This is a genomic window from Burkholderia sp. CpTa8-5 (assembly GCF_017815045.1).
GTDB lineage: Bacteria > Pseudomonadota > Gammaproteobacteria > Burkholderiales > Burkholderiaceae > Burkholderia > Burkholderia sola.
Genome location: NZ_JAGIQD010000017.1, coordinates 82,782 through 104,019 on the forward strand (window position 1 = coordinate 82,782; position 21,238 = coordinate 104,019).

Annotated in this window: 16 protein-coding genes and 1 pseudogene; 8 read left to right on the forward strand and 9 right to left on the reverse strand. The window is 66.6% G+C overall.

The window, feature by feature from the left end; genetic code table 11:
• The first annotated feature begins 129 nt into the window (after window positions 1-129).
• The 3 genes from J8I35_RS23770 (at window position 130) to J8I35_RS23780 (ending at window position 3,518) form a co-directional block, all read left to right on the forward strand.
• Complete coding sequence (locus J8I35_RS23770) at window positions 130-1,074, forward strand: YihY/virulence factor BrkB family protein (protein WP_050011257.1); 945 nt, start codon at window positions 130-132, stop codon at window positions 1,072-1,074.
• A 419-nt stretch (window positions 1,075-1,493) separates the two neighbouring features.
• Window positions 1,494-2,651: a porin gene (locus J8I35_RS23775; RefSeq protein ID WP_050011258.1), complete on the forward strand. Its 1,158-nt coding sequence runs from the start codon at window positions 1,494-1,496 to the stop codon at window positions 2,649-2,651.
• 393 nt (window positions 2,652-3,044) lie between these two features.
• Entirely contained in the window at window positions 3,045-3,518 is a 474-nt protein-coding gene (locus J8I35_RS23780) for a VOC family protein (RefSeq protein ID WP_050011259.1), read from the forward strand.
• Window positions 3,519-3,672: 154 nt separating this feature from the next.
• On the opposite strand, the gene J8I35_RS23785 is transcribed toward J8I35_RS23780, so the two are convergent.
• The 3 genes and pseudogenes from J8I35_RS23785 to J8I35_RS23795 form a co-directional block, all read right to left on the reverse strand.
• The gene (locus J8I35_RS23785) at window positions 3,673-4,464 is read right to left on the reverse strand and encodes an AadA family aminoglycoside 3''-O-nucleotidyltransferase (protein WP_209927286.1); all 792 of its coding nucleotides are present in this window, start codon (window positions 4,462-4,464) and stop codon (window positions 3,673-3,675) included.
• Between the two features lie 54 nt (window positions 4,465-4,518).
• A pseudogene (locus J8I35_RS23790) lies at window positions 4,519-4,602 on the reverse strand (ATP-binding cassette domain-containing protein); the annotation flags it as partial.
• Between the two features lie 220 nt (window positions 4,603-4,822).
• Entirely contained in the window at window positions 4,823-5,272 is a 450-nt protein-coding gene (locus J8I35_RS23795; RefSeq protein ID WP_011548077.1) for an HU family DNA-binding protein, read from the reverse strand.
• A 257-nt stretch (window positions 5,273-5,529) separates the two neighbouring features.
• On the opposite strand from J8I35_RS23795, the gene J8I35_RS23800 reads away from it, so the two are divergent.
• Window positions 5,530-6,648, forward strand: coding sequence for an acyltransferase (locus J8I35_RS23800; protein WP_209927288.1), 1,119 nt, complete (start codon window positions 5,530-5,532; stop codon window positions 6,646-6,648).
• A 365-nt stretch (window positions 6,649-7,013) separates the two neighbouring features.
• Here the strand turns inward: J8I35_RS23800 and galU are convergent, their stop codons facing one another.
• Both galU and J8I35_RS23810 read right to left on the reverse strand, forming a co-directional pair.
• Window positions 7,014-7,901, reverse strand: a complete 888-nt coding sequence (gene galU / locus J8I35_RS23805; protein ID WP_027782643.1) for a UTP--glucose-1-phosphate uridylyltransferase GalU — start codon at window positions 7,899-7,901, stop codon at window positions 7,014-7,016.
• Between the two features lie 230 nt (window positions 7,902-8,131).
• On the reverse strand, window positions 8,132-8,275 hold the full coding sequence (locus J8I35_RS23810; protein WP_006479318.1) for a hypothetical protein: 144 nt from the start codon (window positions 8,273-8,275) through the stop codon (window positions 8,132-8,134).
• A 216-nt stretch (window positions 8,276-8,491) separates the two neighbouring features.
• Between J8I35_RS23810 and J8I35_RS23815 the strand changes: the two genes are divergently transcribed.
• On the forward strand, window positions 8,492-9,667 hold the full coding sequence (locus tag J8I35_RS23815) for an acyltransferase (RefSeq protein WP_124554022.1): 1,176 nt from the start codon (window positions 8,492-8,494) through the stop codon (window positions 9,665-9,667).
• A gap of 408 nt (window positions 9,668-10,075) precedes the next feature.
• On the opposite strand, the gene J8I35_RS23820 is transcribed toward J8I35_RS23815, so the two are convergent.
• The 3 genes from J8I35_RS23820 to J8I35_RS23830 are packed head-to-tail and all read right to left on the reverse strand — an operon-like array spanning window position 10,076 to window position 16,234.
• On the reverse strand, window positions 10,076-12,535 hold the full coding sequence (locus J8I35_RS23820) for a glycosyltransferase family 4 protein (RefSeq protein ID WP_209927289.1): 2,460 nt from the start codon (window positions 12,533-12,535) through the stop codon (window positions 10,076-10,078).
• Window positions 12,532-13,998 carry a flippase gene (locus J8I35_RS23825; protein WP_050011262.1) on the reverse strand — a complete coding sequence of 489 codons (1,467 nt, stop codon included), beginning with the start codon at window positions 13,996-13,998 and terminating at the stop codon, window positions 12,532-12,534. Before J8I35_RS23825 ends, J8I35_RS23820 begins: the two co-directional genes overlap by 4 nt.
• A gap of 19 nt (window positions 13,999-14,017) precedes the next feature.
• Window positions 14,018-16,234: a hypothetical protein gene (locus tag J8I35_RS23830; protein ID WP_209927290.1), complete on the reverse strand. Its 2,217-nt coding sequence runs from the start codon at window positions 16,232-16,234 to the stop codon at window positions 14,018-14,020.
• 445 nt (window positions 16,235-16,679) lie between these two features.
• Between J8I35_RS23830 and J8I35_RS23835 the strand changes: the two genes are divergently transcribed.
• Genes J8I35_RS23835 through J8I35_RS23845 form a run of 3 tightly spaced genes read left to right on the forward strand, consistent with a single transcriptional unit; the run spans window position 16,680 to window position 19,778 of the window.
• A complete protein-coding gene (locus tag J8I35_RS23835) occupies window positions 16,680-17,744 on the forward strand; it encodes an acyltransferase (RefSeq protein WP_050011264.1) in 1,065 nt (354 codons plus the stop codon).
• A gap of 35 nt (window positions 17,745-17,779) precedes the next feature.
• On the forward strand, window positions 17,780-18,826 hold the full coding sequence (gene gmd / locus J8I35_RS23840) for a GDP-mannose 4,6-dehydratase (RefSeq protein ID WP_209927291.1): 1,047 nt from the start codon (window positions 17,780-17,782) through the stop codon (window positions 18,824-18,826).
• Complete coding sequence (locus J8I35_RS23845) at window positions 18,813-19,778, forward strand: NAD-dependent epimerase/dehydratase family protein (protein ID WP_209927292.1); 966 nt, start codon at window positions 18,813-18,815, stop codon at window positions 19,776-19,778. The genes gmd and J8I35_RS23845 overlap by 14 nt, the downstream gene beginning before the upstream one ends.
• A 109-nt stretch (window positions 19,779-19,887) precedes the next feature.
• On the opposite strand, the gene J8I35_RS23850 is transcribed toward J8I35_RS23845, so the two are convergent.
• Window positions 19,888-21,078 (reverse strand): O-succinylhomoserine sulfhydrylase, encoded by a 1,191-nt coding sequence (locus tag J8I35_RS23850; protein WP_209927293.1) that lies wholly within the window; start codon window positions 21,076-21,078, stop codon window positions 19,888-19,890.
• Window positions 21,079-21,238: the final 160 nt, after the last annotated feature.

A 21,238-nucleotide genomic window follows, 5' to 3' on the forward strand; every position in this document is an offset into this window, starting at 1 on the left:
GGGGTACGACTGAAAGGAATTATAGACAGTTCAGGCAACTCTGATCGAATCCTCGGATCAATACCGATTTGTCCGACCAACCTGCGACCAACCCGCGATGATCCGCGTTCCGCGCGCAACCGAACCGTCATGAAACGACAGATCACTTCCGAAGCCACCCGTCTCGCCCAGCAGCAGGCCAACTGGGCCCTCACCGCGTTCAAGCGCTTTTCGTCCGACCGCTGCTCCGCGATGGCCGCGGGCATCGCGTTTTTCTCCGCGTTCTCGCTCGCGCCGACCCTCGTGATGGTGATCGCGGTGGCCGGCTGGTTCTACGGCGACGACGCCGCGCGCGGCCAGGTGTTCGAACAGGCGCACCAGTTGATCGGGGACGACGCGGCGGCCAGCATCCAGACGATCGTGCAGAACGCGCACCGCGCGGGCCAACGCGGCGGCCTCGCTACGCTGATCTCGTTCGCCGCGCTCGCGATCGGCGCGTCGGCCACGTTCGCGTCGCTCAGCGCCGCGCTCAGCGTGATCTGGCCGGCCACCGAAAGCCGCTGGTCGAGCATGCTCGGCCTCGTGCGCGTGCGGCTGATTTCGTTCGGGCTCGTGCTGGGCGTGGCATTCCTGCTGATCGTGTCGCTCGTGCTCGACACCGCGATCACCTTCGTCGGCACCTGGCTGCTCGGCGATTCGCCGTACGTGGTCGTCACGAACCTGATCCAGTTCTTCGTCGGCATCGCGGTGCTCGCGGCCGCGTTCGCGTCGCTGATGAAATTCCTGCCCGATGCGCGCGTCGCGTGGCGCGACGCCGCGATCGGCGGCATCGTGTCCGCGATCCTGTTCTCCGGCGGCAAGAAGCTGTTCGCGCTGTATCTCGCGCATGCGGGCACCGCGAGTGCGTTCGGCGCGGCCGGATCGTTCGCGGTCCTGCTGATGTGGCTGTACTTCTCCGCGATCGTGCTGCTGCTCGGCGCGGAATTCGCGGCGGCCCGCGGCGACGCGCATCGGCCGGCCGAGCATCCGGCGCCGGCCGCGTCCGCTCAGGCAGTTCAACCCGGTCACGCCGACGATCGCCCGCGCGACGACTGATTCACCCGCCCTCTGCAAGCGGCCGCGCATCGGTCTCGCGCGGGCCCGGCACACGCCTCTCCCCTTTGCAACCCCGTCGTCCCGCCGCGCATGCGCGCGGCGTCGACGCATGCGTGGCACGCCGACATGCATCCGGCTGCAACTGCAAACGTTTGCACACCCTCGTTTCGTTACTGCAACGGGCTAAAACAAGGGATCTGCGGCCATCAGCATCAACTATTGAAACAATCGCGGCGCAGCAATTGTCAACTGTTTCATAAACAGGAACAGTTGCTGATGTGCTTGATCTATATGGACTTTTTGGCGCTGTTACCTTTTCGAGACACTTTATTTTTTGAGCTTTCTTGCGTGTATGGCACTGAGCTATTCTCCAATCCGCAACAAATAACGATGAATCACTTGCGTGGAGAAACTCAACGATGAAGAAACTTGCTCTCTCGACCCTCTCGCTCGCCCTGCTGGGCGCCGCTGGTGCTGCTCAGGCTCAGTCGAGCGTGACGCTGTACGGCGTGATCGACACGTCGATCACCTATGTTCACGGTAACGACGGTCAAGGTAACAATTCGTGGTCGATGGGTAGCGGCAACCTGCAAGGCGCCCGCTTCGGCCTGAAGGGTTCGGAAGACCTCGGCGGCGGCCTGAAGGCGATCTTCCAGTTGGAAAACGGCTTCAACTCGGCAACGGGTGCACTGGGCCAAGGCCAGCGCATGTTCGGCCGCCAGGCTTTCGTCGGCCTGCAAAGCGACCAGTACGGTACGCTGACGCTGGGTCGCCAGTACGACCCGCTCGTCGACCTGGTTCAGGCAGTCACGGCTGACAACTACTTCGGCAGCGTGTTCGCCACGCCGGGCGACGTCGACAACAACGACAACAGCCTGCGCGTCAGCAACGCGATCAAGTACACGTCGCCGGTCTGGGCTGGCTTGCAAGTCGAAGCGATGTACGCACTCGGCGGCGTCGCCGGCGCAACCGGCAAGGGTCAGACGTGGGCAGCAGCCGCAGCCTACAACAACGGCCCGGTCGGCCTGGCTGCAGGTTACTTCCACGCGAACAACTCGGCTCCCCTGAGCGCCGCTGGCGTGCGCACCGGCTGGGCCGGCACGTCGGACGCGATCTTCGACGGTTCGGGTAGCTTCATCAACAACGCCTACTCGTCGGCATCGTCGATCGGTATCGCGCAAGTCGCTGGCCAGTATGCATTCGGCCCGGTGACGGTCGGTGCCGGCTACAGCAACGCGCAATACAAGGCTGATGCGAACTCGGGCTTCGGCACGAACCAGAAGTACAACACGGGCCGCGCATTCGTCACGTACCAGGCATCGGCACCGCTGCTGCTCGGCCTCGGCTACATCTACACGAAGGGTAGTGGCCAGACCGACGCCAAGTACCATCAGGTTTCGCTCGGCGCGGACTACTCGCTGTCGAAGCGCACCGACGTGTACCTGGTTGGCGCATACCAGCACGCAAGCGGCCACAACGCCGACGGCACCGATGCGCAAGCGTCGATCGGCTCGTACGGCATCGCTGGCAAGAGCTCGCAGGAAATCGTCGCACTCGGCCTGCGTCACAAGTTCTAAAAACGAAGTATCCGGCGTGCATGGCGTCTCCGACGCCTTGCCGCCGACCTGGAAAGCCAGCCCCGGTTTCGGCCGCGGCTGGCTTTTTTTCGTCCATCTCCGGCAGGCGGAGCCGACATCGCCCGCAGGGCCGCCTCGCCCCGAGCCGGGACCCGACACAGGTCGGCGCGCCGGCAACGGCGCCTGGCGGCTGCAATGCACCCGCAACCCCGTTTCCGATGGCCGGAGAGGTCGCCGTTTCTCCGTTGAGCGCCTATCATCCGCACAGCCGGCGCCGCCCGGGTTAACCGACGCAGGATTTGTTTGCGCCGCGTGTCGATTTCGGCGGGCGTCGTCCGTCGTATCGATGGCGGCATACGGTTGCCCCGCACCCATGCAGACAGGAGACTCGTCATGACGATTCAGAAGATCACGCCTTTCCTCTGGTATTCGACGGAAGCCGAAGAAGCCGCGGCCTTCTATGCCGGCATCTTTCCGGATTCGCGCATCGTGCGCGTCACGGCCGTGCCCGGCACCGACGGCACGCGGATGGTCGAATTCGAGCTGTTCGGGCAGCCATTCTTTGCGATGAGCCACCCGCGCACGGAGGCGTTCAACCACGCAATCTCGCTGCTCGTCAGTTGCGCGGACCAGGCGGAACTCGACCGCTACTGGAGCGCCCTGCTCGACAACGGCGGCACGGCCGACGGCTGCGGCTGGCTGAGGGATCGCTACGGCGTGTCATGGCAGATCGTTCCGGAAGCGCTCATCCCGATGATGGCCGACCGCGACACGGTCAAGGCGGGCCGCGTGGCCGCCGCGATGATGCAGATGACGAAGTTCGACGACGCCGCGCTGAAGGCCGCCTTTGCGGGCACCGCGGGCTGACGACAGGCGGCCGGCTGCGGATGCGCGATGCCACGCCGGATCGCCGTCTGCACGCACCCGGCTCGACGGGTCGCGCATGCACCCGGCTCGAACGGGTTCGCTATCCGTGGCAGGCGGGCCGTAAGCCGTTGACGTGCTTCGTTGGTGGCCGCTGCTACGCCGACAGCATCGACTCGATCCTGCGCTGCGCGTAGCCGACGAATTCGGCCAGCGGCTCGCCCGACAGAATCGCCGCGCCCGCCTCGCCATCGACATAGGCAGCACGCGCAGCCGCAGCAACGGGCCGGTGCGCGTCCGGCAAACGCGCCAGCACCCACGTCGCGGCGACGTCCTTCGGTGCGATCCCGCCGGTCGCGGCGCTGTACCAGATGCGCGCGAGCGCGAGCACGATGTTGCACTCGTCGCCACGCCAGTCCGGTTCGGCCTTCCACTGCGCAACGGTCGCGAGCAGCGCGGCGACGAAGTCGCGCACCGGCACCGGCTCGAACAATACGTTCGCGGGCGACCCGACCAGCGCGACACTGTGCTGTCGCGCCTTCGTCAACAGGATGGCCAGATCATGATCGATCAGCGGCGGCTCGACGATGCCGGCTTCCAGATCGCCGCGCAGCCACTCGCCGAACTGCAACTCGCGTCGCGCGGGATGACGCCACGGCACCACGTCGCCGTGCGCGATGACGGTGACCTCCAGCGCACGCATGCCGCTGCTGCAACCCGGCGGCGCAGACACGCCGAGCAGGTCCGACATCAGCGCGCGCCGCAGCGCTTCGTCCGGGCGTACCGCTACCGTCACCAGCAAATCGATGTCGCTGCGCGGTTTAAGGCCGCCGTCGAGCGCCGATCCGAACAGGTGGATCGCGTGCAGAGTCGCGCCGAGATGCCGTTCGATCGCGACGCGTGCGGCGACGAGCTGTGCGGTGATCTCATGCGGAATGAAGTCGGTCACGACGGCAAACCTGACGACGCGCGCTCAATGGAACGCGAAGAAACGACACGCGGGCAGCGCCACTGCGAGCGTCGACTTCCCCGATCGCGATTCGCCGACGATGCCGAGCGTTTCGCCCTCCCGCAGCGACACCGACACGCGTCGCGCGAACGAAGCTCGCCGCTCGGCGATGGGGATGCAGATGCGCGACATACGATCCGCCGCGCGTCATGTGCCGGGCAACCGGTGATCGCCATGCCGCCTGTTCGCCGCCGCGCGCGTTGCGCGGCCCAATAAAAATCCCCGCACGCTTTCGCGTACGGGGATCTCGGGACATCGCAACGGCTGCCGACATGCATTCGGCAGTCGTTGCGCGGCATTACGCTGCCGCGTCCTTCAGCTTCTTCAGCGCACGTGCCTTCACGCGCACGCTGGCCGGCTTCGCCGGGAACCAACGCTCTTCGCCCGTGAACGGATCCTTGCCGAAGCGCTTCTTCTTCGCCGGCACGACTTGTGCCGTGATCTTCAGCAGGCCCGGCAGCGTGAACTCGCCCGCGCCCTTCTTGTGAACCGAGCCCAGCACGACGTTCTCGAGTGCGACGAGCACTGCCTTGACCGCCTTCACTTCGACAGCTGCGCGCTCAGCGATGTGCGTTGCGAGCGATGCCTTCGTGAACTTGTCCTTCAGCGGCGTCGGAGCAGCCGGTGCTGCCTTTGCGACAGCCTTCTTGGCCACTACTTTCTTCGCGGGCGCAGCCTTTTTGGCAGCCACTTTCTTGGTGGCCGGTGCGGCAGCCTTCTTGGCCACCTTTTTTGCGGAAGTCGCCATGTTTCTCCTACCAGGTGTGGTCGTTGGATACACGAAGCGTGCAACGCGCGCGCTTCAACGCCGGATTCTACAAGCGCCTTGACGCTTCGTGCAGTACTTTTATGCGTTTTCGCGGGGTTTCCCGCAGGTTTTGTTGCGCGCGACCGACTTCATCGACGCCCGAGCGTGAAAAAACACCTTCACGTATGGGCCCGAACGCGAATTACGTTCGATATTTGCGCACCTATACTGGGCGTGCTCAATGCCCGGATGCCTCCATGCGCGAAGTCAGATACGTCAAAGGACTCGACGGCCTGCGAGCCCTCGCCGTCATCCTCGTTTTCCTGTCCCACAAGGGCCATGTCCTTGCCGTCGACGTCGGCAAGCTTGGCGTGTGGACGTTTTTCCTCATCAGCGGATTCCTGATCGTCGGCGAGCTGCATCGCAACCGCCAGGCGGTCGAGCGCAGCGCCATGACGCGTCGCCACGCGCTCGCGCTGTTCCTCGCGAAGCGCGCGCTGCGGATCTTCCCCGTCTACTACCTGCTGCTCGCCGCGCTCGCGATCGCGCACGCGCTGTTCTACCAGCGCGGCGTCAACCTCGGGCTCGCATGGCACGCGGTGTTCCTGTCGAATTACTGGATCGGCGTCGTCAAGGACGGCTGGCCGGGCTCCACGTCGCACTTCTGGAGCCTCGCCGTTGAACAGCAGTTCTATCTGATCGCCCCGCTCGCGCTGCTCGCGGTGCCCGCCGCGCGACACGTCGCGCTCGGCATCGCGGCCGTCGCGCTGTGCGCGCTCGCGCATCTCGCGCTCTACCTGTCCGACGCGTCGCCGGTGCTGATCTACGCGTTTTCCCCGTGGAATTTCGCGTTGATCGCGCTCGGCGGCGTCGGCGCGATGGCGCTCGCCGATCGCGGCGCGGCCGCCGCGCGCCGCGTGCCGCCCGGCTGGCTCGGCGCGGCCGGCGTCGTCTTCTTCCTCGTGCTGCCCGCCTGCACGGCATTGCCCGATGCGGTCGCGGGGCTCGCGGATCTCGGCCTGTCGGTGTCGCTCGGCGCGCTGATGCTGTGGATCGTCAGCGCGCCCGAGCATCCCGTCGTCGCGCTGCTCGACTGGGCGCCGCTCGCGTATCTCGGCACGATCAGCTACGGCTTCTACCTGTTCCACAACCTGATTCCGGCGCGCTTCGGCGCGCTGCCCGCGTCGTTCGCGCACGTGCCGATGCCGGAAATCGTCCGCGACGCGCTGCCGGAAATGCTGCAATTCGCGCTCGCCGTGCTGCTTGCGCACCTGTCCTGGCGTTATCTCGAAAAACGGCTGCTCGACTTCAAGAAGCCGATCGCCGCGATGCTGGCCCGACACTTCGCCGCGCAACCGAGCACGTCGCCGCGCTGAGCGGTGGGCGGCGGCAACGGATCGGAATGCGTCGATACCGGTGACGCCCGGCGGCCGGCGGCCAGCTGCTTGACAGCCGATGCCGCGTCATCGCGCGACACCCCAGCGCGCGTCGTGCAACCCGCGCAACCCATCCACCGATCCGGTCACGCGACGAATGCGTCGGCACCGGTTTCACGCGCGACGTCCCATCTCATCGGCCTACTCCTCGCGTCGCGGGCCACCAACCTCCGCCCGTCCGAGGTGCGGCATCCAGACGTCACGCACCACGCTCGTGCGCCCGCCAAAAACAAAAAAGCCCCGGCGCGCGAGCGGCCGGGGCCAACGGAACAACCACCACCTGAAACGACGGAGCGCGCGGCCGCTTAAGCGACGGCAGCCAGCGCGGGCAAGCAGGTACGCAGGTACGCCTCGAATTCGCGACTCACTTCCGGATGCTGGAGCGCGAGCTCGACAGTGGCCTTCAGATAACCGATCTTGCTGCCGCAGTCGAAACGCGTGCCGTAGTAGCGATACGCGAGCACCTGTTCGTTCGCGAGCAGCGACTGGACGGCGTCGGTGAGCTGCAGTTCGCCGCCCGCACCCGGCTTGAGCTTGCGCAGATGATCGAAGATCGTCGGCATGAACACGTAGCGGCCGACCACGCCGAGGTTCGACGGCGCATCCTCGGGCGCCGGCTTCTCGATGATGCCCGACAGCTTGATGATGTCCTCTTCCCACTCCCGGCCTTCGACGACGCCATACGAGCGACTGTCTTCGCGCGGGATCGTCTCCACGCCGATCACCGAGCTGTGATAGTGGTCGAACACGTCGACGAGCTGCTTGAGCACCGGCTGTTCGCCGTGCAGCAGGTCGTCGGCGAGGATCACCGCGAACGGCTCGCCGTGCACGAGCTTCTCCGCGCACAGCACCGCATGGCCGAGGCCGAGCGCTTCCGGCTGGCGCACGTAGAAGCAGTTGACGTGGCTCGGCTTGATGCCGCGCACGAGCTCGAGCAGCTTTTCCTTGCCGCGCGCCTCGAGCTCGGCCTCGATCTCGTACGACTTGTCGAAATGATCCTCGATCGCGCGCTTGCTGCGCCCGGTGACGAAGATCATCTCGGTGATACCGGCGTTGATCGCTTCCTCGACCGCGTACTGGATCAGCGGCTTGTCGACGACGGGCAACATTTCCTTCGGGCTCGCCTTCGTTGCCGGGAGGAACCGCGTGCCGAGACCGGCAACGGGAAACACGGCCCTGGTGACTTTCAACATGTTCGCATCCTGATAGCGTTGACTGCGCCGCGTCGACCTGCGACCCGGCGCGATTGTGTTCCGAACGGCATATCGAGAATCGACGGTACTGCCAATTCCGCTCCGCTCATTTTCGATATGAACTGATTGCCCGATTATTCCGGAAAAAATATAATCGCTTCAACCCGGTCGATATTGCCGAACCGATTGCCGGAGCAGAAACAAATTACCGATTTTCCGGATACAAATTCTTACGATTCGAATTCCTCGATATAGGGCACGCCGCCCCGCTCGAGGCCCGGGCGGATCGGTTCGTTCTTCAGCGCCTCGCGGTACGCCGACAGCACGGCCATGACCAGCAGTACTGCAGCGCTCGCGATCCAATGCATGTCCATCTTGCCGCTCCTTGCATCAATCAACTGGAGCTTCAAACTATCAGAAAAAAATCGGCAAATAATTCGTGCCCGTCGCGGAACCGCTTTCAGGCAGCGATAAACCCATGATGCGGAATACCGATATTTCCGGACGAGATTTTTTTATTCATTGACCGAATTCTTGCGCATTACGATTGGATGAACTTCCCGTCCATCCGTCGCAAGGAATCGAATCGCATGCAAGCTTTCAGCGGATCGTCTCTGGCCGCGCCGCCCGTCGCCGACCACAAGGAACACGTGATCGACGCGATGCGCGGCTTCGCGGCGCTGCTCGTCGCCTATTTCCACTGCCGCCAGGTCGTCTGGGTCGGCATGCAGAGCTTCCATCAGGCTTACGGTCATGCACTCAGCCCGGGCGCGATCGCCGGCTACCTGACCTTCCCGTTCGCGTGGGGCTCGGCCGGCGTCCCGATCTTCTTCGTGATCAGCGGCTACTGCATCCACCGCAACGCGGCGCTCAAGCTCGCGGCCAATCCCGCGTACCGGCTCGACGCGCCGAACTTCTGGGTGCGCCGCTTCGCGCGCATCTACCCGGTGCTGCTCGCCGCGCTGCTGTTCACGCTCGCGCTCGATGCGGTCAGTCTGCAGATCGAGCCCGTCAGCCACAAGATCCGCGACGTCGGCCTCGTCGCGTTCCTCGTGAACCTGTTCTCGCTGCAGGGCGTCGCCGGCTACACGTACGGGTCGAACGGCGCGCTGTGGACGCTGTCGCTCGAAGTGCAGTTCTACGCGATCTACCCGCTGCTGTTCGCGCTGCGCCGGCGCATCGGCATGCCGGCCGTCGTCGCCGCGGTGGCGCTCGTCAACGTCGCGTCGGCGTGGCTGCTCGAACGGCACGACCTGCAGTTCTTCACGTCGTACTGGCTGTCCTGGACGATCGGCGCATGGATCGCCGACGTGCGCGCGCAGCAGTCGCGCGGCACGGCCGTCGTGCCGTCGCGCGCGTGGTACGTCGCGGCCGCCGTGCTGCTGGCCGCCGGCTGCGGCGCATTCCATTTCGGCCAGTACGGCGCGTTCCAGCTGTGGTCGGCCGGCTTCGCATGCTTCCTGTACCGCGCGCTCGCCCGGCCGCCGCGCACGACGCCGCCGCTGCGCGTGCTGAGCTGGTTCGGCGACTTCAGCTACTCGCTGTACCTGATCCACCTGCCGCTGTTCGTCTGCCTCGGCTCGGTGCTGTTCCACTCCGAATTGCAGCTGTCGATCTGGCCGTCGTTCGCGTTCATGGCCGTCGCGATTCCGGTCGCGTACCTGTTCTACCGGATGTTCGAACGCCCGGCGATGACGTGGTCGGCCAGTTTCAAGCCGACCCGCACCGCCCGCGTCGTCGCGTCGACGCCCGAACAGGCCGCCTGACGCGAGCCGGCCGGCTCGATCGGCCGTCCGGTCCGGAGCCCTCGCGCGGCGTGTCGCTGCGCGAGGGCTTTTTCATGGCCGGCACGCGGTTGCAGGCCGGGTCGACAAGGAATGAGTGGTCTGCCGCCCTTCGACCGCGCTACGGCCCCCGCGGGCCCCTTGTGCGCGGTTGCCGAAGCACGAGCGCGACGGTGTCGACTGCTCGCTTCACGTTCCCGACGGCCCAATCCTGTTCCAGACGACGCTCGGCTACGCTCGCGCCCGACTCGGACCCGGGGCGCAAACCAGCTCACCCGTCACAGCCACACGCCCCGCCCGCTGAAAAACGAAGCCCCCGCACAGCGCAACGCCGCATGGGGGCCCGTTTTCCGCCATTTTCCGCCCTTTCCTGCCGGCTCGCGCCGGCTGCTACTTCTTCGCGCTCGCCGCCTTCGCAGCCTTCACCGTATCCGCGAGGATCTTCTCGACCCGCTCCACGTAGGTTTCGGTCCCGAACCGGCGCACCGCGGTCGCCCGCCCGCTCGCGACGAGCCGCTCGCGCAGCGCGCGGTCGCGCTTGAGCGCCGCCAGCGCATCGGCCAGCGCGGCCGCGTTGCCCGGCTCGCAGAGCAGCCCGTTGTCGCCGTCCTCGATGATCTCGACGACGCCGCCCGCGCGCGCCGCGACGACCGGCCGGCGCGCGAGCATCCCCTCGACGATCACGCGCCCGAACGGCTCCGGCGTGATCGACGTGTGCGCGACGACGTCGACCGCCGTCATGCACGCAGCCACGTCGCGCTGGAACCCGAGGAAATGCACGCGCTCGTCCATCGCATGCTGCGCGACGTATTCGTGCAGTTGCGCCGCATAGTCGTCCTCGCCGAACAGCGGCGCGCCGACCAGCACGACGTGCATGTCCGGATGCCGCGCGGCGGCCTCCAGCAGCACGTGCTGCCCCTTCCAGCGCGCGAGACGGCTGAACGAGCCGACCAGCCACGCGTCGGCGGGCAACCCGAGGCGCGCGCGCAGCGCGGCCTGGCTCACGCCTTCCAGCGCGTCGAACGGTTCGGCCGAAATCCCGTTGAACACGACGTCGACGTGCTGCGGCGTGAAGCCGGTCAGCGCGCGGAACGCCTGCGCGGATGCGTCGGAGTTCGCGATCACGCGCGTGATGCCGAACCGCGCGCAGTACTTGATCGCCTGCAACTGCTTGCCGCCGAAATGGTCGGTGCTGACGATGTCGCGCAAATGCCAGACCACCGGCTTGCGCGCGAGCCGCCCGGCGAGCGCGGCGACCACCATCGCGCGCTGCGTGTTCGCGTAGATCACCTCGGCGCGGCGCGCGCGGCGGGCGACGTCGCGCACCAGCCGCACGAGCTGCTTCACCGCGCCGAACGACACGCCGCCCTGCTTGCGCACGCCCGCGAGCGCGCCCTGCTCGACCACGTCGACGCGCGCGCCGATCTCGTCGAGCGCCGCGCGGAACGGGCCGTCGTCGAACAGCAGCACGTCGGCGTTCGCGCGCATGTGCTTCATGATCTCGAGCAGCGACAGCTCGGCGCCGCCGAGCACGCCGCTCTGGTCGAGCACGAGCGTCGCCGGGCCGCGGGCGACCGGCAGCGGGGCCGCCGTGCCGCGCTGCGCGGTCGAGCCGGGCAGCGCTTGCTCCACGTAGTCGAGGAAGCGCCGCCGGAACGTGTCGGCGGAAAACCGCTCCGCGTTCGCGCGGCACGCGTCAGGCGTGAAGCGCTGCGGCGCGCGCTCGAAATCGTCGACGGCCGCGACGATCGCGTGCGGCGTCTGTTCATCGAAGAAAAGGCCGGTCGGGTTCAGGTTCGACTGCGGGTCGAGCACGGTCTCGAGCGCGCCGCCCTTGCCGTACGCGATGACCGGCGTGCCGCACGCCTGCGCCTCGACGACCGAGATCCCGAAATCCTCCTCGGCCGCGAACACGAACGCCTTCGCGCGCCGCATCCGGTCGTGCAGCACCGCGAACGGCTGATAGCCCATGATCTCGACGTTTGGGCCCGCCTTCGCGCGAATCTTCTGCATCTCGGGGCCGTCGCCGATCACGACGAGCTTGCGCTCGGGCGTCTTCGAGAAGGCTTCGACGATCAGGTCGATCTTCTTGTACGGCACCATCCGCGACGCGGTCAGGTAGAAATCCTCCTTCACCGCGTTCAGCGAGAACGCGTCGACGTCGACCGGCGGAAAGATCACCGCCGCGTCGCGGTGGTAGACCTTCTTGATGCGCCGCGCGATGAACGCGGAGTTCGCGACGAAGCCGTCCACCGCGTTCGCGGTGCGCGTATCCCAGTTGCGGATGTAATGGAGAATCATCCGCGCGAGCAGCGATTTCGGCCCGTGCGTGAGGTTCGACTGTTCCAGATACTGGTGCTGCAGGTCCCACGCATAGCGGATCGGCGAATGCACGTAGCTGATGTGCACCTGGTCCGGCCCGGTCAGCACGCCCTTCGCGACCGCGTGGCTGCTCGAGATCACGAGGTCGTACTCGGACACGTCGAGCTGTTCGATCGCGAGCGGCATCAGCGGCAGGTAGCTGCGGTACTTGGTGCGGGCGAACGGCAGCTTCTGGATGAACGACGTCGTCACCGGCTTGCCGCGCACGAACGCGCGATCGTCGAGGAAATCGACGAGGCTGAACAGGTCCGCGTCGGGAAAGCACGCGACGATCTGTTCGAGCACGCGCTCGGCGCCCGCATAGGTGACGAGCCAGTCGTGGACGATCGCCACGCGCAGCGCACGCGACGGCTGCCGCGCGCCGGCCCGTTCGGCCGGGTGCGGCGCGGCGGCGTCGCCGGCATGGACCACGGCGGCATCGGCCGTGGCGAGATTCAGGACGGCGTGTTCCGCCAGATCGCGATTCATGCAGTTCTCCTCGCATTGAGACGGACAAACAGGTCGCGCACGAGTGCACGCAGCCCCGGCGTCATCGTGAGCGACCACGCGACGTTCAGCACCAGCACGACCGCGCACATGCCGATCGACTGGACCAGCCCCGGCCATGCCTGCGCGAGAAACAGGCTCGCCAGCAGGAACGCGAGGTGCGCGAGCATGTCGAGCACGATCGCGCGCATCCGGATCGCCGACAGGTACAACAGCACGCCGTAGTCGACGAGCGCGCGCGCCGCGACGACCACCGCCGCGCCGATCAGCCCGAAGTGATGAATGCCGAACCACAGGCCGCCGACGAAGAACGGCATCTCGACGAGCCCGGCGAATGCCGCGCGGGCCGGATTGACCTGCGACTGGATCAGGATGCGCGTGACGCTCGCCTGGCCGACGAGCCACACGCTGATCACCAGCACGCGGCCGACCGGCGCCGAATGCGCGGCGAGATCGGCGCCGACCCACAGCGTGAGGAACGGCGCGAGCGCGAAGATCGCGACGATGCCGACCGGCGTGAACACGCCGTTCAGGAATTCGAGCGACTGGCGCGCGAGCGTATCCGCATGATCGCGGCCGACCGCCGACAGGCGCGGGAACAGCGTGCGCACCAGCGCGTTCGGCAGCATGTTCAGCCGCGTGACGAGGTTCTGCGGCACCGTGTAGTAGGTGACGAACTTCGCGCCCATGCCGGCGCCGAGCATCACTCGGTCGAGCGTGTCGGCGATCATGCTCGTCGTGCTCGCGATCAGCATCCAGCCGCCGAAGTTGAACAGCCCCTTCGCGGTGCCCCACTGCGGCGGATCGATGCGGCGAATCCCGAGCACCTTGATGCTGGCCTGACCGAGCATCACCGCCGCGATCAGCCGCGCGACGACCGCCGCGGCGAGCACCGTCTGCAGGTTCGGCGCGATCCACCACGCGGCGCCGAGCGGCAGCAACTGGAACAGGAACGTGCCGATCGTCTGGTTCGTGTTGAACACGCCGAATCGTTCGGCGCCGTTGATCGCGCCGGCGAACACCCACGACACGTTCGCGAGCGGAATCGCGAGCGCGAGCCACGGCAGCGCCAGATACACCTCGTGCTGCATCGCGGCCGACACCTTCGTGAAATACGCGGTGTAGACGAACGCGCCGAAATAGATCAGCAGGCCGCCGACGATACCGGTGCCGAGATTCAGCCAGAACGCGCTCCAGAACACGCGCGCGCTTTCGTCGGCGTTGCCGCTCGCGAGCGCCTTCGAGATGTGGTTCTGCGCGGCCATGCTCATCCCGAGATCGAGGATCCCGAAATAGCCGATCAGCGTCCACACGAGGCTGACGACGCCGTAGCGTTCGACGCCGAGCGCGTGGATGTACGCGGGCACCGTCACCAGCGACACGAAGGTCGGCAGGATCAGCCCGATGAAGTTGATCGAAACGTTCTTGAGTATGCCTTTGTCCATGCTTTAGCCCAGGGGCCCGTTACGGTTTCCAGCGGTACATGAGCACCTTGCCGCGCGCGTCTTCCTCGACGAACACCAGGTACTCGCCGTTCTCGCGCCGGAACGCGCTGATGCCGAACGGCACGTCGACCCAGCCCGACGCCTTGCCGACCTCGGCGCCCGGGCTCATCACGCCGACTTCCTTGCCGGTTTCCTTGTCGTACACGTGGATCTTGCCGACCGGCTCCACGGTGAAGAGGTAGCGGCCCTCGACCGTGATCCCGATCAGGTCGAGGATCGGCTTCGCGTCGAGCTGCCACGGCAGCGCGACCTGATAGCGCACCACCGGCGAGCCGCTCGACCATTTGTCGAAACGCACCAGCACGCGGCCGACTTCCTTGTTGATGCCGGGCTGCGGCGGCGCGTCGGCCGTGTAGCCCGTCACGTACAGCGTGTCCGTCTGCGGTTCGTAGATCGCGCGGCGCAGCTGCGTGAACGGCTGCGGCATCGGGTAGGTCGCGACCTTGTCGTACGAATAGATCGGGTTGCCGGCCTTGTCGACGCCGCCATAGCCGAAGCGATGAATCCCTCGCACGTCGCTCGTGCGCCAGATGTCGCCCTTCGTGTCGACCCACCAGCCCCAGCCGCCCGCCTTTGCCTTGCCCGTCGTGTTGATCTCGGACTCGTCGGCATCGATCCGGCCGTTGCCGTTCGCGTCGCGCCATAGCCAGTCGCCGCCCGGCGGCTTGTTCGGCACCTTGTCGACCGGCCGCGCGCGCCCCGCGATCAGGCCCGACGGAATCGCGACCTCGCCGTCGCGCTTCGCGTCGAAGCGGTAGATCTTCAGGTGATCGGCGTACATGTCGGTCAGGTACAGGAACGTGCGGCCGTCGACGCGCCGCGCGATCGGCATGCCCGGATACTGGTCGGTGTGGAACACCGGGTCGTCCGGATACTTGAAGCGGTTCGACAAGAAGCCGACGTATTTCCAGTCCTGGCCCGGCGGCTTCGACAGGTCGAGCTCGAAGCGCTTGTTGCCCGTGTACACGCTGTTCGGCCGCGCGGGGTCCAGCCACGCGCCGTCGACGAACAGCAGCCCCTGCACCTGCCAGCGCAGCTTGCCGTCCGGCGTGTAGCTTTCCAGCACCGCGCCGAGCCCCGCGCCGATCGTGTCGTGGCGCGGCCCGATCCCGTTCATCGACACATAGATGTTGCCCGCGCGGTCGACGCCGACGCCCGTCAGCCCGTTGAAGCGCTGCGGCCCGGGCCGGCCCGGCACCGGGCCCGCGAAGATGCCGCCGCGCTCGCCGAGCGTGCCCGACGGCGCATAGCCCTTGCCGCCTTTCGAGAAGATCAGGATCTGCTGGCGCGGCCCGTTGTCCGCGACGAGCACGCGCCCTTTCGCGTCGACCGCCACGTCCACCGCGTCGGTGCCTTCCGGCAGCGCCGGCGCGTCGTCGAGCTTGCGGCCGTCGGCCCGCACGTGCACGAGATGCGCGGGGCCGCCGAGCGTATCGGTCAGCAGCCACAGCGTGCCGTCGCCCGCCAACGCGATGCGGCCCGGCTCGTGCGCGCTCCACGTGCCCTTCTGCTGCATCGTTTCCGCGTCGTAGACATCCACCACGTCGCGCGACGGATTGGTCGCGAACAGCGTCTTGTCGTCAGCCGCGAGGCCGCCCACTTCCGCCTTCGCCTCACCGACTTCCGAGCGCGCGGGCGCCGACACCTCGTTCATCATCATGAAGCTCGCGGCCATCCGCGCGCGGCCGGTATCGGCGCGCCCGCCCGGCGCGACCTGCGGCGCCGCGCGAAACGGCGCGGGCTGCTTCATGTCGCCGATCGTGCGCCGCGAGATGCCGAACCATTGCTTGCCCTTGTCCGGCCAGATGCCGGGCGACTGCAGATGGCCGCGCTCGTTGCCGACGCCGATCGCGACATACGCGTACTTGCTGTTCACCGCGATCGCGCTGCCGCCGAGGTTGCCCCAGCCGTGCGTGCCGCCCGCGAAGCCGAGCATCTTCCCGTCCTGGTAGACGCTCGCCTCGGCGCCGCTCTCGTCCCACGGCGCATTCGTATACACCTTGCCCTCCGGCGTCACCGCGATCGCGCGAATATCGATCTGCGTCCACGTGCCGTCGCCATAGCCGAACGTGTTGCCGATCCACGACGTCGTCGCGGGCAACACCGTTTCGGCCGGCACGGCGCTCGTCAGCAGTGCCGCGCATACCGTCATGCCAACCAGAATCAGACGTCGCAATGCGCTTCTCCAGACTCGATGCAACAGCGACCGGCGCCGCCTCGGATCGCCCGCGGCGGCGCGCTGTCGCTAAATGGGTTTCAAACGTCGCGATGCAGGTTACAAGCAAAAATAATCACAAGAAATTTGGAAATATTTGAGGATGTTTCTGCCTGAAATATCGAACCGGAACAGCGAGTAAATGACCGCGGAAAACGGCAATAACGACCGCTCTTTCCGCGTCACCACGTAGAAAATTCCGCTCCGCGCCGCCCGGCGCGCCCGTCCGCGAGCCAACCTTTCATCGCGCGATCGTAATAATCGGCATTGGCCTGGTTGTCGTCAGATAAATGGCGCGCGTTTTTTTACCGATTTCTTTTCCCTAGAATCGATTGCGATTCCATATTCCATTTAAAGGCATGCAATACGTACACGCATCGGATGCGGGTCGTGAAGGAGCCGCGCGATGACGGCCTTGTCACGCCCCGCCGACCTCGCCCCGCCGCAACACGGCCGCATCGTGCAGCTCGACGGGCTGCGCGCGATCGCGGTGGGCGCCGTCTTCCTGCAACACGCGCTGAAGGCGCCGCTGTGGATGGGCGTCGACCTGTTCTTCGTGCTGAGCGGCCTGCTGATCACCGGCATCCTGCTCGATCGCAAGGCGCGCGGGCAGTCGTACTTCAGCCACTTCTACGCGCGCCGCGTACGCCGCATCCTGCCGCCGTACGTGCTGCTGCTGGTGGTGTCGACGCTGCTGTTCGGTGCGAGCTGGCTGCCGCACTGGCCGTGGTTCGCGTTCTTCTCGACCAATATCGGGCTGTCGCTCGGCAGCATCGGCCATGACAGCCTGAACGTGCTGTGGTCGCTCGCGGTCGAGGAGCAGTTCTACATCTTCTGGCCGTTCGTCGTGCTGTGGTGCTCGGAGCGCGCGCTGCTGTGGGTCGCCGCCGCGCTGATCGTCGCGGCGCCGGTCCTGCGCGCGATCGCGACGCCGTGGTTCGATTCGTTCTGGCCGATCTACTACCTGACGCCGTTCCGGATGGACCTGCTCGCGGCAGGCGCGTTGCTCGCGATCGTGCTGCGCCGCGACCGGCGCGCGCTGGAGCCGTTCTATCCGCTCGCGATCGTCGGCGCGCTCGTGTCGCTCGCGATCCTCGGCTGGCTGCACCTGTCGTTCCCGCGCTTTCGCGCCGCGAACACGCCGCTGTCGAACGCGGCGCTCTACAGCATCTCGCTGCTGCTGTGCACGTCGATCGTCGTGATCGCACTGCGCGGCCGCGGCCTCGTGCAGCGCGTGCTGACGAACCCGATGCTCGTCTACGTCGGCACCGTCAGCTACACCGTCTACCTGATCCACCTGAGCGTGCTGTACGCGCTGTGGCCGCTGCACCTGAATCGCTTCGTCACGGCCGCGCTCGCGCTGGCGATCACGCTCGCGTACGCGACCCTGAGCTGGTACGGCTTCGAACGGCGCCTGACGCGCGGGCCTGCGCGCCGCGCGGTGCCGGCCGCCGCCGGCACGACCGCCTGACTTTCATCATCCATTGCTTCTACCAGGACAACGCCATGAGCCAAACGCGTAAAAAGGCCATCATCACCGGGATTTCGGGGCAAGACGGTGCGTACCTGACCAAACTGCTGCTCGACAAGGGCTACGAGGTCACCGGCACCTACCGCCGCACCAGCTCGGTGAATTTCTGGCGCATCGCCGAGCTGGGTGTCGACACGCACCCGAACCTGACGCTCGTCGAACACGATCTGACCGACGCGGGCTCCAGCCTGCGCCTGCTCGAACGCACGCAGCCGGACGAGCTGTACAACCTGGCCGCGCAAAGCTTCGTCGGCGTGTCGTTCGACCAGCCGGCGACGACCGCCGAAGTGACCGGCATCGGCCCGCTGAACCTGCTCGAGGCGATTCGCGTCGTGAGCCCGAAGACGCGCTTCTACCAGGCGTCGACGTCCGAGATGTTCGGCAAGGTGCAGGCGATCCCGCAAACGGAAACCACCGCGTTCTATCCGCGCAGCCCGTACGGCGTCGCGAAGCTGTACGCGCACTGGATGACCGTGAACTACCGCGAATCGTATGGCCTGTTCGGCAGCAGCGGCATCCTGTTCAACCACGAATCGCCGCTGCGCGGCCGCGAATTCGTCACGCGCAAGATCACCGACACGATCGCGAAGATCAAGCTGGGCAAGGCGACCAAGCTCGAGCTCGGCAATCTCGACGCGAAGCGCGACTGGGGCTTCGCGCTCGAATACGTCGAAGGCATGTGGCGGATGCTGCAGGCCGACGAACCCGACACCTACGTGCTGGCGACCAACCGCACCGAAACCGTGCGCGACTTCGTGCGGATGGCGTTCGTGGCGGCCGGCTACCAGCTCGAATGGACCGGCAAGGGCGAGCAGGAACGCGGCCTCGACGCATCGACCGGCAACGTGCTCGTCGAAGTGAACCCGAAGTTCTACCGCCCTGCCGAAGTCGACCTGCTGATCGGCTGCGCGGACAAGGCGAAAAGCAAATTGGGCTGGGCGCCCAAGACGACGCTCGAACAACTATGTCAGATGATGGTCGAAGCGGATTTGACGCGGAACCAACACCATGACACGTTCTGAAACCGGGCGTCCGTCGCGCCGTGCGTTCGTCACGGGCCTGACGGGCTTCACCGGTCGCTACATGGCCGAACGCCTGCAGGCGGCCGGCTATGACGTCTGGGGCACGGTCGCGCCCGGTACGCCGCGCCCGGCCGATCCGGCGTTCGCACAGTGCACGCTGCTGCCCGTCGACCTGCTCGACGCGGATGCGATGCGCGCGGCCGCGGCCGACGCACGACCCGACGCGGTCGTGCATCTCGCCGCGCGTGCCCATGTCGCCGACGACGAGCCGTCGCCGACCTACGCGGTCAACATCGTCGGCACGCGCAACCTGCTGGCGGCGCTCGCCGGCCTCGACCGCCGTCCGTCGGCCGTGCTGCTGGCCAGCAGCGCGAACATCTACGGCAACTCGACGCCCGGCGTGCTCGACGAAACCGTCGCGCCTGCCCCGGCGAACGACTACGCGGTCAGCAAGCTCGCGATGGAATATGCGGCGAAGCTCTGGGCCGACCGGCTGCCGATCGTGATCGCGCGGCCGTTCAACTACACGGGTGTCGGCCAGAGCGATGCGTATCTGCTGCCGAAGCTCGTCGCGCACTATGCGAGCAACGCGCTGCGGATCTCGCTCGGCAACCTCGACGTGAGCCGCGATTTCTCCGACGTGCGCGACGTGACGGCCGCCTATCTGAAGCTGGTCGAAGCCGCGCCGGCCGGCGAGACGTTCAACGTGTGCTCGGAACGCGCGTATTCGCTGAAGGAAGTGCTGGCGATGCTGTCGCGGATCGCCGGCTACGTGATCGACGTGACGATCGATCCGCGCTTCGTGCGGCACAACGAAGTGAAGAGCCTGAGCGGGTCGCGCGACAGGCTGCGGCGCGCGGTGGGCGAATTGCCGGTCACGCCGCTCGACGAAACGCTGCGCTGGATGGTGGACGCGATGCGTGCCGCACCGTCCGCGCACGCCGCCGGCTGAACGGCGGCACGACACGCGCGCGACGGCATGCGCCGCAACGACAACGGGCCGCTCTCTCGAGCGGCCCGTTTCATTGATGCCGAGCACAAACGGGCTGTATCGCTCAGCCTCAGCCGTCGAGGCCGCGCGCCAGATCGTTGCGAACGTCGCCCGCATGCTCGAGGCCGACCGCCAGGCGGATCAGCCCTTCGGTGATCCCCGCTGCCGCACGCGCTTCCGGCGTGATGCGGCCGTGCGTCGTGGTGGCCGGATGCGTGATCGTCGTGCGCGTGTCGCCGAGGTTGCCGGTGATCGACACCAGCTTCGTGCCGTCGATCACGCGCCATGCGTTCGCGCGCTGCTGCTCGGGCGTGTCGCCCTTCAGTTCGAACGACACGATCGCGCCGCCCGCCTTCTGCTGACGCTTCGCGAGCTCATGCTGCGGATGCGATTCGAGGCCCGGATAGAACACGCGCGCGACCGCCGGATGCGAATCGAGCCAGCGCGCGATCTCCAGCGCGTTCGCCGATTGCTTCTCGACGCGCAGCGACAGCGTCTCCATCCCTTTCAGCAGCACCCACGCGTTGAACGCCGACAGCGTCGGGCCCGCGCTGCGCACGAACGGGAACACCTTGCCCATGATGAATTCCTTCGAGCCGACCAGCGCGCCGCCAAGCACGCGGCCTTGCCCGTCGAGGAATTTCGTCGCCGAGTGCATCACGACGTCCGCGCCGAGCTTCAGCGGCTGCTGCAGCACCGGGCTGCAGAAACAGTTGTCGACGACGAACAGCGCGTTCGCGGTCTTCGCGATCTTGCCGATCGCCTCGATGTCCGCGAGTTCGGTCAGCGGGTTCGACGGCGTCTCGAGAAAGAACATCTTCGTTTCCGGCCGCACGGCTTCCTGCCATGCGTTCAGGTCGGTCGGGTCGACGAAGGTCGTCGTGATCCCGAACTTGCTGAAGATCTGCGAGAACATCCCGAGCGTCGAGCCGAACAGGCTGCGCGAGCTGACGAGATGGTCGCCCGCCTGCAGCGCGGACATCACGACCGACATGATCGCGGCCATGCCCGACGCCGTCGCGATACATGCCTCGCCGCCCTCGAGCGCCGCGAGACGCTCCTGGAACATGGTGACGGTCGGGTTCGTGAAGCGCGAATAGGTGAAATAGTCTTCCGAATTCGCGAAGCGCTCGGCCGCGTCGGCCGCGCTGGAGAAGCAGAAGCTCGACGTGAGGAACAGCGCTTCCGAATGCTCGTTGAAGTCGCTGCGCAGCGTGCCCGCGCGCACCGCAAGCGTGTCGAAGTTGAGGGAGTCGTCCATGTTCCGTTTTCCGTATTCGATGGCCGCGCCGACGGTCGTGCACGAGGCGCGGACCCGGTCAAAGCCGAGGCCAAAAACAAAAAGCCCGCTATGCGTCGGCATCAGCGGGCTTCGGTGCGGTACGACAGCGATCGACTCGGGCCGGCTGCCGCCGGCCTTC